The following is a 12765-nucleotide window of genomic DNA, read 5'->3' as shown; positions in this document are numbered from 1 at the left end:
GGCCCGGCGCCGGCATCGGCGCCGACACACGGACGAGGTCCCGCACGCCGTTGTGCGGGACCTCGTCCGTATGGTGCTCTCACCGCGGCCGACCGTGACGATGTTGCTGGTCAGGGCACGATCGGAGCCGGCCGCGGCGTCTTGGGGGCTCGGCTCAGCCCAGGCGCTCCACCAGCGCGCGGTATTCGTCCCACAGCTCCTTGGGCGTGTGGTCGCCGAAGGTGTTGAGGTGCTCGGGCACCAGGGCGGCCTCCTCGCGCCAGACCTCCTTGTCGACGGTGAGCAGGAAGTCGAGGTCGGAGTCGGCCAGTTCCAGACCGTCGGTGTCCAGCGCACCCTTGGCCGGCAGCACGCCGATGGGGGTCTCGACGCCCTCGGCCTTGCCGTCGAGGCGCTCGACGATCCACTTCAGCACGCGGCTGTTCTCACCGAAGCCGGGCCAGACGAACTTGCCCGCGTCGTTCTTGCGGAACCAGTTCACGTAGTAGATCTTCGGCAGCTTGGACTGGTCCTTGCCCTTGGCGACGTCGATCCAGTGGCCCATGTAGTCGCCCATGTTGTAGCCGCAGAACGGCAGCATCGCGAAGGGGTCGCGGCGCAGCTCGCCGACCTTGCCCTCGGCCGCGGCGGTCTTCTCGGAGGCCACGTTGGCGCCGAGGAAGACGCCGTGGTTCCAGTCGAAGGACTCCGTGACCAGCGGTACGGCGGTGGCGCGCCGGCCGCCGAAGAGGATCGCGGAGATCGGCACGCCCTTGGGGTCCTCCCACTCGGGCGCGATGATCGGGCACTGGGCGGCGGGGACGGTGAAGCGGGCGTTGGGGTGGGCGGCCGGGACGCCCGACTGCGGCGTCCAGTCGTTGCCCTTCCAGTCGGTGAGGTGGGCCGGGGTCTCCTCCGTCATGCCCTCCCACCAGATGTCGTCGTCGTCCGTCAGCGCCACGTTGGTGAAGACGGCGTTGCCCCAGAGCGTCTTCATCGCGTTGGCGTTGGTGTGCTCACCGGTGCCGGGGGCGACGCCGAAGAAGCCGGCCTCGGGGTTGATGGCGTACAGGCGGCCGTCCTCGCCGAAGCGCATCCAGGCGATGTCGTCGCCGATGGTCTCCACGGTCCAGCCGGAGACGGTGGGCTCCAGCATGGCGAGGTTGGTCTTGCCGCAGGCGCTCGGGAAGGCGGCGGCGACGTACTTGGCCTCGCCCTGCGGCGGGGTCAGCTTGAGCACGAGCATGTGCTCGGCGAGCCAGCCCTCGTCGCGGGCCATGACGGAGGCGATGCGCAGGGCGTAGCACTTCTTGCCGAGCAGGGCGTTGCCGCCGTAGCCGGAGCCGTAGGACCAGATCTCGCGGCTCTCGGGGAAGTGGGAGATGTACTTGGTGCTGTTGCACGGCCAGGGCACGTCCTCCTGGCCCTCCGCGAGCGGCGCTCCGAGCGTGTGCACGGCACGCACGAAGAAGCCGTCGGAGCCGAGCTCGTCGAGGACGGGCTGTCCCATGCGGGTCATGGTGCGCATGGAGACGGCGACGTAGGCGGAGTCGGTGATCTCGACGCCGATGGCGGAGAGGTCCGAGCCGAGGGGGCCCATGCAGAACGGGACGACGTACATCGTCCGGCCGCGCATCGAGCCGCGGAATACGCCCTTCTCGCCGCTGAAGATCTCCCGCATCTCCGCGGGGTCCTTCCAGTGGTTGGTCGGGCCCGCGTCCTCCTCCTTCTCGGAGCAGATGTAGGTGCGGTCCTCCACACGCGCGACGTCGGTCGGGTCGGAGGCCGCGTAGTAGGAATGCGGGCGCTTGACCGGGTCGAGTTTCTTGAAGGTGCCCTTCGCGACCAGCTCCTCGCAGAGCCGCTCGTACTCGGCCTCGGATCCGTCACACCAGACCACGTTGTCCGGCTGCGTCAGTTCGGCGATCTCGTTGACCCACGAGATCAGTTCCTGGTGCTGGGTGGGGATGACGGGGGGAGCCGCGATGTCGCGCGCCACGATCGCTCCTAGGTGAGGGATTTTGTCCTTGTCTGCCCCGTGGGGGCCGCGGCCCGGATGCTTCGCAGCTGCCTGCTGAGCGCTCATCCGGTGCCGACCGCACTCATTTGATCATCCGCCGAATGAGCGCATCTGTCCAGGGGACGTCACAGATGAGCGGCGTGAGGCTCGCCACGTGTGCGGGCGCACCCCGTCCCCCACCTGCGGTCCGGCGCGAGACGACGGGCACTCGGGGCTCCCATCTCGCCGCACGGACCCGCAACTTACGGTTGTTCCCTGGGTACGATGCCGGGTATGACTGCGTCCGCCCCCGACGCGCCCACGGACCAGCCGGCCGCCGGCCGCGGTCCCGTCGCGCTCTCCCTGCCGCACCCGGTCAAGCCCAAGCTGCGCGGCTGGCTGCACCTCGGTATGTTCCCGGCCGCGCTCATCGCCGGGCTGGTGCTCACCGCCCTGGCCGACTCCACCAGAGGCCGCATCGCCTGCGGCATCTACGCGCTGACCGCCTGCCTGCTGTTCGGCGTGAGCGCCCTGTACCACCGGGGCGACTGGTCTCCGCGCATGGACGGCATCCTGCGCCGCCTCGACCACGCGAACATCTTCCTGATCATCGCGGGCACCTACACCCCGCTGACGATGCTGCTCCTGCCCGGCGCCAAGGGGCAGTGGCTGCTGTGGGGCATCTGGGCCGCCGCCGCCGCGGGGATCGTGTTCAGGGTCTTCTGGGTCGGCGCCCCGCGCTGGCTCTACACCCCCTGCTACATCGCGATGGGCTGGGCGGCCGTGTTCTTCCTCCCGGACTTCATGCGCACCGGCGGCATCGCCGTCCTGGTCCTGGTGGTCCTCGGCGGCCTGCTCTACAGCGCCGGCGGCGTGATCTACGGCATCAAGCGCCCCAACCCGTCACCGCGCTGGTTCGGCTTCCACGAGGTCTTCCACTCCTTCACACTGGCCGCGTTCGTCGTCCACTACGTGGGGATCTCACTGGTGGCGTACCAGCACACGTAGAGCACCCCCACCCCGAAGCGAAGAGGGCCACGGCTTGCGAGCCGTGGCCCTTTCGCGTTGCCCGCACCGACGCCGAATTCCCGAGTATTGACAGCCGCTACATTTTGAGAGCTACTCTCATTTCATGGATGCTGTCACTTTACCTGCCGGGTCCACCCACCCGGACCCCCGACGCTGGTGGGCCCTGGGGGCCCTGGTCGCGAGCATGCTGACGCTCGGCTTCGACATCACGATCCTGAACGTGGCGCTGCCCACGATGGCCGCCGACCTGGGCGCGAGCACCGGGGAACAACAGTGGATGGCCGACGCTTACGTCGTCGTCTTCGCGGCGCTGATGCTCCCCGCCGGGCTGCTCGGCGACCGGTTCGGCCGACGGCGGATGCTGATCACCGGACTCGGCGTCTTCCTGGCCGGCTCGCTGGCGGGAGCGCTCACCGAGAACGTGAGCGCGGTCATCGCCGCCCGCGCGCTGATGGGCGTCGGGGCGGCGCTGGTCACTCCGCTCGCCCTGTCGGTCCTGCCCTCGCTGTTCGCACCCGAGGAACGCGCCAAGGCCGTCGGCGTCGTCTCCGCCGGTTCGACGCTCGGCCTGCCGCTCGGCCCGATCGTCGGCGGCTGGCTGCTCGACCACTTCTGGTGGGGCTCGGTCTTCCTCGTCAACGTCCCGATGGCCGCGCTCGGCATCGCCTCATGCCTCCTGCTGCTGCCGGAGACCCGCGACCCGTCGTCGCCCGAGGTCGACGCCGTCTCCACCGCGCTCACCGCGGCGGGGCTCGGCGCGCTCGTCTACGCCATCATCGAGGCGCCCGGACGCGGCTGGGCCGATCCGCTCGTCCTCGGCACGCTGGGCGCGGCCCTCGCCCTGATCACCGCCCTGGTGCTGCGCGAACGCCGGATGCCCCGGCCCCTGCTCGACCTGGCGCTGCTCGCCCGGCGCGGGTTCCTGTTCAACACGCTCGCGGCGACCCTGGTGGTCTTCGTCCTGTCCGGGCTGCTGTTCGTGCTGCCGCCCTACCTCCAGGCGGTCCTCGGCCACGACGCCCTCGGCACCGGGGTGCGGCTGCTGCCGATGATGGGCGGACTGGTCGTGGCCGCCCGGGCCGCGCAGCCGTTCGTCCTCCGCCTCGGCGCGCGGGCCGTGGTGAGCGCCGGTCTGGCGGTGCTGGCCTTCGCGGCGCTCCTGGGCAGCCGTACGACAGTGGACTCCGGCTACGGCTTCACCGCGCTGTGGCTGTCGATCGCAGGGTTCGGGTTCGGCTTCTCCCTCGTGCCCGCGATGTCGGGCGCCCTCGGCACCCTGCCGTCCGATCGGGCCGGAAGCGGCTCCGGGCTGCTGATGACACTGCGCCAGGTGGGCGGCGCGATCGGCATCGCCCTGCTCGGCAGCCTCCTCGCAAGCGCCTACCGCGGCCGCCTTCACGTCACCGGACTGCCCACGGAGGCCGCCGACGCCGCCGAGGGCTCCGTCGTCGCGGCCCACCTGCTCGCCGAGCGCACAGGCCTCGTCGAGCTGACCGCCTCCGCGAACAGCGCGTACGTCCACGGCATGGACGTCGCCCTCGTGGTGTGCGGGATCGCGGCGATCGTCGCCGCCCTGCTCGCCGCCGCGCTGCTGCCTTCCGCGCCCCGCCCCGCGACGCGGGAGGCCGGCGAGTCGCCCGAGCCGCCGGACGTGGCCCTGCCGCGGGCCGATGTCCGACAATGACCAGCATGACGGCCGTACAGACCACCTCCCCCGCCGACCGCCCCCGGCCGGGACTCCGAGAGCGCAAGAAGATCAAGACCCGTGAGGCGATCCGCGCCGCGACCTACGCCCTCGTCGAGGAGCAGGGGTACGAGGCCACCACGATCGAGCAGATCGCCGAGCGGGCGGAGGTGTCGCCGTCGACCGTCTTCCGCTACTTCCCGGCCAAGGAGGACATCGTCCTCACCGACGAGTACGACGCCGTCCTGCTGGAGGAGCTGCGCGGGCGGCCCGCCGACGAGCCGTGGACGGACAGCATCCGGCACATGCTGCGGGAGGCCGTCCGCACCGGCGTCGAGGAGGACCCCGAGGTGGCGCGGCTGCGCACCCGGCTGATGGTCGAGGTCCCGGCGGTGCGCTCCCGGATGATGGAGAGCATGTCGGCCACCGGCCGCATGCTGTGCACCGCCATCGCCGAACGCACCGGCCGCGCCCCCGACAGCCTGGAGGTGCGGGTGCACGCGATGTCCCTCCTCGGCGGCCTGATGGAGACCTCGCTGTACTGGGCGGAGAACGGCCACCGGGACGACTTCGCCGAACTCGTCGACCGCGCCCTGCGGGTCCTCCAGCACGGCCTGCCCCGGGAAGGCCCCTGAGCGAGGCCTCAGGGAGGGGCCGGGGGAAGGGCCGGGAAAACCCGGGCGAGCCCGGGCCCTCCCCGTGCCATCCTGGCCGGGTGAGCACATCCGAGATCCACGTCGAAGTCGCCCCCGAACTGGCCCTGTTCGTCCCGCACGCCCGGCGGGCCGGCGTCCACCCCCTCGCCGTCGACGGCGTCTCCACCCTCGGCCATGTCGTGGAATCCCTCGGCGTCCCCCTGACCGAGGTCGGCGCCCTCGTCGTCGACGGCCGTGAGGCGCCGTTCTCGCACATCCCGGCGCACGGCGAGTCGGTGAGCGTCCGCCCCGTCGCCCGGCCCCAGCGGGTGCCCGGCGCGCCCCTGCGCTTTCTCCTCGACGTCCACCTCGGCACCCTCGCCCGCCGGATGCGCCTGCTCGGCGTGGACACCGCTTACGAGTCGACGGACATCGGCGACCCGGCCCTCGCCGCCCGCTCCGCCGCCGAGCGCCGGGTCATGCTCAGCCGCGACCGGGGCCTGCTGCGCCGCCGCGAACTGTGGGCCGGCGGCTACGTCTACAGCACCCGCCCCGACGACCAACTCCGCGACGTCCTCGCCCGGTTCGCGCCGGAGCTGCGCCCCTGGACGCGCTGCACCGCCTGCAACGGTCTGCTCGGACAGGCCACCAAGGACGAGGTCGCCGACCAGCTGAAGCACGGCACGCAGCGCTCCTACGACGTGTTCGCCCAGTGCCGGGAATGCGGCCGCGCCTACTGGAAGGGCGCGCACCACGAACAGCTGGAGACCATCGTGGAACGAGCGATGACGGAGTTCGCGTCCACCGACTGAGCCCAAGGGCTGTCCCGTGGACGTCAGCCCGGCGCCGCCGCACCCGGAGACGAACAGGACACCCCCTTACCGGGTGAGCCTGTCCCGCAGGGCGTCCGCGTCCGTCGTCGGCAGGTCGCACACGAACCCCCGGCAGACGTACGCCGTCGCCGCGCCCTCCACGAGCACCCGGTCAGCGAGCAGCGGGAACTCCTCGCTGTCCAGCGCGCCCCGGGCGACCACCGCGCCGGGCGCGGTGCCGAGCAGCGCGGTGCGGTGCAGCTCGTCGGCGGCGGGATCGCCCCCGGCCCGGCCGACCACGGCCACCTCCCGCGGCCCGTCGAGCAGCGCCTCCGCCACGGCCAGCCCCCATCCGATGAACCGCGGCACTCGCGGCCCGAGCGCCTTCACGACCCCCGACGCCCGCTCGGCGGCGGTGCGATGGGGCTCGGAGCCGGTGTGCGCCGCGTACGACAGCAGTGCGCCCGCGGCCGCCGACCACCCGGAGGGCACCGCGTTGTCGGTCGGGTCCTGCGGCCGCCGGATGAGCCGCTCGGCGTCCGCGGCGGTGTCGTACAGCGCCCCCGACTCAGGGTCCGCGAAACGGACCAGCACATGGTCGAGCAGGAAGCCCGCGAACTCCAGCCACACGCCCTCCCCCGTCACGGAGGCCAGCGCGAGGAAGCCCTCCGCCACGTCGGCGTAGTCCTCCAGCACGCCCGCGTTCGCGCCGACGTGCCCGTCCTTGCTGGTGCGGGCCAGCCGGGCCCGGTCGTCGAGGTGCAGCCGTACGAGGAGGTCGGCGGCGGCGACGGCCGCGTCGACGAGGTCGGGGCGGTCGAAGTACGCGCCGGTCTCGGCCAGCGCGGCGATCGCGAGCCCGTTCCAGGCGGCGACGACCTTGTCGTCCCGGCCGGGAGCAGGCCGTGCCGCCCGCGCAGCCGACAGCCGCTCCTTGATCGACGCGACCTTCTCGGCGTCGAACACACCCTCCTGCTGCGGGAGTTGCAGGACGGAGGCGCCCTCCTCGAAGGTGCCCGACTCGGTGACGCCGAAGTACTGGGCGGCCGCCTGCGCGTCCTCGGCACCGAGGACCTCCGTGAGCTGCCCGGGCGTCCAGACGTAGTAGGCGCCCTCGACGTGCCGGCCGGTCCCGTCGTCGCTGTCGGCGTCCAGCGCGGAGGCGAACCCGCCCTCGGCGGTGCGCAGTTCGCGCACCATGAAGTCGGCGGTCTCCAGCGCGACCCGGCGCGCGAGCTCCGAGCCGGTGGCCCTCCACAGGTGCGCGTACACCCGGCACAGCAGCGCGTTGTCGTACAGCATCTTCTCGAAGTGCGGCACGATCCAGTCCCGGTCCACGGAGTAGCGCGCGAAGCCGCCGCCGAGCTGGTCGTAGATCCCGCCGCGGGCCATGCGTTCGCAGGTGTCCCGGGCCATCTGCAGCGCGCCCTCGGCGCCGGTGCGGGCGTGGTGGCGCAGCAGGAACTCGATCACCATGGACGGCGGGAACTTGGGCGCCCCGCCGAACCCGCCGCGCTGCGGGTCGTACTCCCGGGTCAGCCCGAGCAGCGCCTGCGACAGCTCCTGCTCGCCCGGGGCGACGTCGTCGCCGTAGGAGATCTCCCGGCCCGCCAGATCCCGCACGATCTTCCCGGCGACCTCGGCGACCTCCTCGCGCCGGTCGGTCCAGGCGTGCCGCACCCCTTCCAGCACCTGCCGGAAGGACGGCATGCCGTGCCGGGGCGCGGGCGGGAAGTACGTGCCGAAGTAGAAGGGCTCGGCGTCCGGCGTGAGGAAAACGGTCATCGGCCAGCCGCCCTGCCCGGTGGCGGCCTGCACGGCCTCCATGTACACGGCGTCGACGTCGGGACGCTCCTCGCGGTCCACCTTGACGCTGAGGAAGTGCTCGTTGAGGTAGTCGGCGGTCGCCTGGTCCTCGAACGACTCGTGCGCCATCACATGGCACCAGTGGCAGCTGGAGTACCCCACGCTGAGCAGCACCGGCACGCCCCGCCTGCGCGCCTCCTCGAACGCCTCCGCCGACCAGGGCCACCAGTCGACCGGGTTGTCGGCGTGCTGGAGGAGATAGGGGGAGGTCTCGTGGGCCAGTCGGTTCGCCATGACGTCCATCCTGCCGCAGTACCCCGCCCCCCGTGCGTCAGGCGTCCGTCGGGGCGGCCGTGGCACGGCGCGGGGGCGTGCCGGGGGCCGCCCCACGGGGCACGGGTGTGCGTGGGGCGGATCTCAGGGGTGCTCGCACCCCTGCGGGCGGGTCAGCCGTTCGCCGGGGAGGCCTTGCCCTTGGAGCCGTCGCCGGCGGGGGCCGCCGGCTGGTCCGGGTCGGACTTCTCCTCGAAGTCGACCTTGCCCATGTGCTTGCTCATGGACTTCATCAGGCCCCACACGGCCAGGGCCATCACCGCGAAGACGATGAAACCGAGGACGCCGGGGGTGACCTTGTCCTCGTCCACCTCCTTGGCGAGGGTGGCGAACTGCGTCACTGCCAGGCTCACGCTTGCGCTCATGTCAGGCATTGTCGCGGATGCCCGCAAACAGGTCGTCCTCGGGGAGGGAGGTGTCCACCCGCGACTTCGCGAGCTCGTACTCCTCCGTGGGCCAGACCTCCCTCTGGATGTCCATCGGCACCCGGAACCAGCCGCCGTCGGGGTCGATCTGCGTGGCGTGCGCGATCAGCGCCTTGTCACGGATCTCGTAGAAGTCGGCGCACGGGACGTGCGTGGTGAGGGTGCGCTCCTTCCGCCCGAACTCGTCCCAGCGCTTGAGCCACTCACCGTAGGGGGACTCCAGCCCGCGGTCGAGCATCGCGTGGTGCAGCGCCTCGGTACGGGGGCGGTTGAAGCCCTGGTTGTAGTAGAGCTTCAGCGGACGGTACGCCGGCCCGTACTCGTCCTCCGGGTACTTCACGGTGTCCTCGGCGCCCTCGAAGGCGACCATCGAGATCTTGTGGGTCATGATGTGGTCGGGGTGCGGGTAGCCGCCGTTCTCGTCGTAGGTGGTGATCACCTGCGGGCGGAAGGAGCGGATCTGCCGCACCAGCTCGCCGGCCGCCCGGTCCACGTCCTCCAGGGCGAAGCAGCCCTCGGGCAGCGGGGGCAGCGGGTCGCCCTCGGGGAGGCCGGAGTCGACGAAGCCGAGCCACTCCTGCTTGACCCCGAGGATCTCGCGGGCCTCGTCCATCTCCTTTTTGCGCACCTCGTGGATGTGCTCCTCGATGTAGGCGTCGCCCTGGAGCTTGGGGTTGAGGATGGAGCCGCGCTCCCCTCCCGTGCAGGTCACGACCAGCACGTCCACCCCCTCGGACACGTACTTCGCCATGGTGGCCGCGCCCTTGCTCGACTCGTCGTCGGGGTGCGCGTGGACGGCCATCAGTCGCAGCTGGTCAGTCAAGACTCAATCCTCGATAAGTCGGCGCCCCCCATGGGCCGGGGTGCGGTCGGCGGCTTCTATAGTGACCGAATCGGGGGCTCAATAATTCCGGAGCGGGGCTCCGATGCCTTGATTCGGGACGTTCGTCCCGCCCCCGCGGAGAGGACGATCATGAGTACGGCGACCACGCGACCGCCCCAGGGTCGTTACGGCCGCTCCTCCGACGAGCGCGCCGACCGCACCCTCAAGCTCGTAGGCGCCGTCCTGGGCGCGGCGCTCCTCGCCCTGGTGGGCTACTTCGCCTACCACTACGTCGGCCAGAACAAGATCAGCGCCGAGGTGATCAGTTTCAAGGCCACCGCGAATTCGGTGCAGGCGCATCTGGAGGTCCGCAAGGACGCGGGCACGAGCGGCTACTGCACGGTCCGCTCGCAGGCCGAGAACGGCGCCGAGGTGGGCCGGGCGGACTTCCGGTTCTCCGGCTCGGACACCCGGATCGACCGCGTGGTCACGCTGCGTACGACGGCGCAGGGCACGACGGCGGAACTGCTCGGCTGTCACGCGGACTGACCCCACGGTCCCGGCCGCGGCCCTCCGCCCGCCGGGCGCCCGTCTTTCCTCCGCAATACATACGCGGTGACCTGCGCCGACGTAATTCTGGTGGCTTATGTCCTCCCCCTTCGGCCCCTGAATTGTTAGGCTCGTGGTTTCGCCCATCTCTGGAGGAACATGCTTCCGGGCAGGGCGACGCTTTGTATTCCCAGTACCGACGAGGAGCACCCTGTGACCCAGACCAGCGAGAACGTCACCTGGCTGACCCAGGAGGCGTACAACAAGCTCAAGGACGAGCTTGAGTACCTTACTGGTCCTGCGCGCACGGAGATCGCCGCCAAGATCGCGGCCGCGCGCGAGGAGGGCGACCTGCGCGAGAACGGCGGGTACCACGCGGCCAAGGAGGAGCAGGGCAAGCAGGAGCTGCGCGTGCGCCAGCTGACCCAGCTCCTGGAGAACGCGAAGGTCGGCGAGGCTCCGGCGTCCGCGGACGGTGCGGTGGCCCCCGGCATGGTCGTGACGATCGCCTTCGACGGTGACGAGGACGACACCCTGGACTTCCTGCTGGCCTCGCGCGAGTACGCGAGCGCCGACATCGAGACCTACTCGCCGCAGTCCCCGCTGGGGGCCGGCGTGATCGGTCACAAGGTCGGCGAGGACGCGGAGTACGAGCTGCCGAACGGCAAGACCGCCTCCGTCCGCATCCTCAAGGCCGAGCCCTACAACGGCTGACGGATTTCTGATCTTCTGTCCGATGCCCCCGGCGCCCCTGCGGCGCCGGGGGCATCGCTCATGCGGTGGCCGAGCGGTACTTGCGCACCGCCAGCGTGCGGAACACGAGGACGATCAGGACCGAGTAGATCAGCGAGGCCCAGACCGGGTGCTGCATGGGCCAGGCGTCGGACGGCGACTGGCCCGGGTTGGCGAAGAGGACCCGGCAGGCCTGGACGGTCGCGCTGAAGGGATTCCACTCGGCGACATGGCGCAGCCAGGGCGTCATGTTGCTGGTGTCCACGAACGCGTTCGAGATGAAGGTGACCGGGAAGAGCCAGATCAGCCCGCCGGAGGTGGCGGCCTCGGGGGTGCGCACGGACAGGCCGATCAGAGCGCCGATCCAGGTGAACGCGTAACCGAGCAGGAGCAGCAGCCCGAAGGCGGCCAGAACCCGTGCGGCGTTCGTGCTGCCGTCGGAGCCGGGGCGCCAGCCGACCAGGAGCGCGACGACGGCGAGGACGAGCAGGGTGAGCGCCGTCTGCACCAGGTCGGCGAGGGTGCGGCCGGTGAGGACCGCGCCGCGCGCCATGGGCAGGGAACGGAAGCGGTCGATGAGGCCCTTGTGCATGTCGTCGGCGATGCCCGCGCCGGCTCCGGCGGTGGCGAAGGTGACGGTCTGGGCGAAGATCCCCGCCATGAGGAAGTTCTTGTAGTCGGTGGCGCTGGTGCTGCCGCCGATCTGCATGGACCCACCGAAGACATAAGTGAACAGCACCACGAACATGATGGGCTGAATAAGCCCGAAAATGACCATCTCAGGAATTCTGGACATTCTGATCAAGTTGCGTTTTGCAACGACCAGGGAGTCCCGGACGGCCTGTCCTCGCGGGCGGTTCGGCGCCGCAGCGGGGGCGGCCTGGGTGGCGGCGCTCATTTCGCTTCCTCCTTGGCGTGGTGGCCCGTCTCGCCGTTCTTCGAGTCGGCGACATGGCCGGTGAGGGACAGGAAGACGTCGTCGAGGGTGGGGCGGCGCAGACCGACGTCGTCCATCTCGATGCCACGGGCGTCCAGTTCGCGGATGACCTCGGCGAGCAGCTTCGCGCCGCCGGTGACGGGCACGGTGAGCTTGCGGGTGTGCTCCTCGACGGCGGTCTCGCCCTTGCCGAAGCCGGCCAGCACCTCGGCGGCGGCGGGGATGTGCTCGCGGTCGTGGACCACGACCTCCACGCGCTCGCCGCCGGTGCGGGCTTTGAGCTCGTCGGAGGTGCCGCGGGCGATCACCTTGCCGTGGTCGACGACCGCGATGTCGTGCGCGAGATGGTCGGCCTCCTCCAGGTACTGGGTGGTCAGCAGCAGTGTGGTGCCGCCGGAGACGAGGCGCTTGATCACGTCCCACAGGAGCTGGCGGTTGCGCGGGTCGAGACCGGTCGTCGGCTCGTCCATGAACATCACGGGCGGTGACACGACCAGCGCGGCCGCCAGGTCGAGGCGGCGGCGCATGCCTCCGGAGTAGGTCTTGGCGGTGCGGTCGGCGGCGTCGGCCAGGTCGAACTGGTCGAGCAGCTCCGCGGCACGGGCCTTCGCGTCCGCGGTCCGCATCTGGTAGAGCTGGCCGACCATCTGGAGGTTCTCGCGGCCGGTGAGGTACTCGTCCACCGCGGCGAACTGGCCGGACAGGCCGATCGAGCGCCGGACCGCGTCGGGGTGCTTGAGCACGTCCAGCCCGGCGACCACGGCGCGACCGCTGTCCGGGCGCAGGAGTGTGGTCAGGCAGCGGACCGTGGTGGTCTTGCCCGCCCCGTTCGGCCCGAGCAGGCCGAGGACCGTGCCCTCCGGGACGTCGAGATCGACGCCGTCCAGAGCCTTGACGTCACCGAAGGTCTTCACCAGTCCTTCGGCATGGATGGCGCCTGGCATATGAGTCTCCTGAGTCTCCGCGTCGTCGGGGATCGTCGTCGGGGGTCATTGGGTCGAGCCATGCGACACACACCATAA

At 70.9% G+C, this 12765-nt stretch carries 12 protein-coding genes; 6 read left to right on the top strand and 6 right to left on the bottom strand.

Features of this window, described 5'->3' with window-relative positions; translation table 11 throughout:
• Positions 1 to 154: 154 nt before the first annotated feature.
• Positions 155 to 1978: a phosphoenolpyruvate carboxykinase (GTP) gene (locus ACIRS4_RS19690; protein ID WP_404197286.1), complete on the bottom strand. Its 1824-nt coding sequence runs from the start codon at positions 1976 to 1978 to the stop codon at positions 155 to 157.
• Between the two features lie 294 nt (positions 1979 to 2272).
• Between ACIRS4_RS19690 and ACIRS4_RS19685 the strand changes: the two genes are divergently transcribed.
• The 4 genes from ACIRS4_RS19685 (at position 2273) to ACIRS4_RS19670 (ending at position 6138) form a co-directional block, all read left to right on the top strand.
• The gene (locus ACIRS4_RS19685) at positions 2273 to 2986 is read left to right on the top strand and encodes a hemolysin III family protein (RefSeq protein ID WP_404197283.1); all 714 of its coding nucleotides are present in this window, start codon (positions 2273 to 2275) and stop codon (positions 2984 to 2986) included.
• A gap of 124 nt (positions 2987 to 3110) precedes the next feature.
• Positions 3111 to 4691 (top strand): MFS transporter, encoded by a 1581-nt coding sequence (locus tag ACIRS4_RS19680; RefSeq protein WP_404197280.1) that lies wholly within the window; start codon positions 3111 to 3113, stop codon positions 4689 to 4691.
• A complete protein-coding gene (locus ACIRS4_RS19675; protein ID WP_404197278.1) occupies positions 4688 to 5326 on the top strand; it encodes a TetR/AcrR family transcriptional regulator in 639 nt (212 codons plus the stop codon). Before ACIRS4_RS19680 ends, ACIRS4_RS19675 begins: the two co-directional genes overlap by 4 nt.
• 80 nt (positions 5327 to 5406) lie before the next feature.
• Complete coding sequence (locus ACIRS4_RS19670) at positions 5407 to 6138, top strand: Mut7-C RNAse domain-containing protein (protein ID WP_404197275.1); 732 nt, start codon at positions 5407 to 5409, stop codon at positions 6136 to 6138.
• Between the two features lie 66 nt (positions 6139 to 6204).
• Here the strand turns inward: ACIRS4_RS19670 and ACIRS4_RS19665 are convergent, their stop codons facing one another.
• From ACIRS4_RS19665 to mca, 3 genes are all read right to left on the bottom strand, one after another.
• The gene (locus tag ACIRS4_RS19665) at positions 6205 to 8238 is read right to left on the bottom strand and encodes a thioredoxin domain-containing protein (protein WP_404197272.1); all 2034 of its coding nucleotides are present in this window, start codon (positions 8236 to 8238) and stop codon (positions 6205 to 6207) included.
• A gap of 152 nt (positions 8239 to 8390) precedes the next feature.
• On the bottom strand, positions 8391 to 8651 hold the full coding sequence (locus ACIRS4_RS19660; protein WP_404197270.1) for a hypothetical protein: 261 nt from the start codon (positions 8649 to 8651) through the stop codon (positions 8391 to 8393).
• Positions 8644 to 9504: a mycothiol conjugate amidase Mca gene (gene mca / locus ACIRS4_RS19655; RefSeq protein WP_404197481.1), complete on the bottom strand. Its 861-nt coding sequence runs from the start codon at positions 9502 to 9504 to the stop codon at positions 8644 to 8646. Before mca ends, ACIRS4_RS19660 begins: the two co-directional genes overlap by 8 nt.
• 171 nt (positions 9505 to 9675) lie before the next feature.
• On the opposite strand from mca, the gene ACIRS4_RS19650 reads away from it, so the two are divergent.
• Entirely contained in the window at positions 9676 to 10074 is a 399-nt protein-coding gene (locus ACIRS4_RS19650; RefSeq protein WP_404197267.1) for a DUF4307 domain-containing protein, read from the top strand.
• 213 nt (positions 10075 to 10287) lie between these two features.
• A complete protein-coding gene (gene greA / locus ACIRS4_RS19645) occupies positions 10288 to 10788 on the top strand; it encodes a transcription elongation factor GreA (RefSeq protein ID WP_351097727.1) in 501 nt (166 codons plus the stop codon).
• 58 nt (positions 10789 to 10846) lie between these two features.
• Here greA and ACIRS4_RS19640 read toward each other — a convergent pair whose 3' ends face one another.
• Together ACIRS4_RS19640 and ACIRS4_RS19635 are read right to left on the bottom strand one after the other, a co-directional pair.
• Entirely contained in the window at positions 10847 to 11704 is an 858-nt protein-coding gene (locus tag ACIRS4_RS19640) for an ABC transporter permease (RefSeq protein WP_404197264.1), read from the bottom strand.
• Entirely contained in the window at positions 11701 to 12687 is a 987-nt protein-coding gene (locus ACIRS4_RS19635; protein WP_404197262.1) for an ATP-binding cassette domain-containing protein, read from the bottom strand. Before ACIRS4_RS19635 ends, ACIRS4_RS19640 begins: the two co-directional genes overlap by 4 nt.
• Positions 12688 to 12765 lie beyond the last annotated feature (78 nt).

Origin of the sequence: Streptomyces sp. NPDC101166 (assembly GCF_044768125.1) — a bacterium.
Lineage (GTDB): Bacteria > Actinomycetota > Actinomycetes > Streptomycetales > Streptomycetaceae > Streptomyces.
This window is presented reverse-complemented; position numbering and strand designations above follow the sequence as displayed.

What these genes read in the sequence shown, in the direction of transcription:
- ACIRS4_RS19685 (WP_404197283.1), top strand. Translation starts at nt 2,273, where the DNA reads ATGACTGCGTCCGCCCCCGACGCGCCCACGGACCAGCCGGCCGCCGGC.
- ACIRS4_RS19680 (WP_404197280.1), top strand. Translation starts at nt 3,111, where the DNA reads ATGGATGCTGTCACTTTACCTGCCGGGTCCACCCACCCGGACCCCCGA.
- ACIRS4_RS19675 (WP_404197278.1), top strand. Translation starts at nt 4,688, where the DNA reads ATGACCAGCATGACGGCCGTACAGACCACCTCCCCCGCCGACCGCCCC.
- ACIRS4_RS19665 (WP_404197272.1), bottom strand. Translation starts at nt 8,238, where the DNA reads ATGGCGAACCGACTGGCCCACGAGACCTCCCCCTATCTCCTCCAGCAC.
- ACIRS4_RS19660 (WP_404197270.1), bottom strand. Translation starts at nt 8,651, where the DNA reads ATGCCTGACATGAGCGCAAGCGTGAGCCTGGCAGTGACGCAGTTCGCC.
- mca (WP_404197481.1), bottom strand. Translation starts at nt 9,504, where the DNA reads ATGGCCGTCCACGCGCACCCCGACGACGAGTCGAGCAAGGGCGCGGCC.
- ACIRS4_RS19650 (WP_404197267.1), top strand. Translation starts at nt 9,676, where the DNA reads ATGAGTACGGCGACCACGCGACCGCCCCAGGGTCGTTACGGCCGCTCC.
- ACIRS4_RS19640 (WP_404197264.1), bottom strand. Translation starts at nt 11,704, where the DNA reads ATGAGCGCCGCCACCCAGGCCGCCCCCGCTGCGGCGCCGAACCGCCCG.
- ACIRS4_RS19635 (WP_404197262.1), bottom strand. Translation starts at nt 12,687, where the DNA reads ATGCCAGGCGCCATCCATGCCGAAGGACTGGTGAAGACCTTCGGTGAC.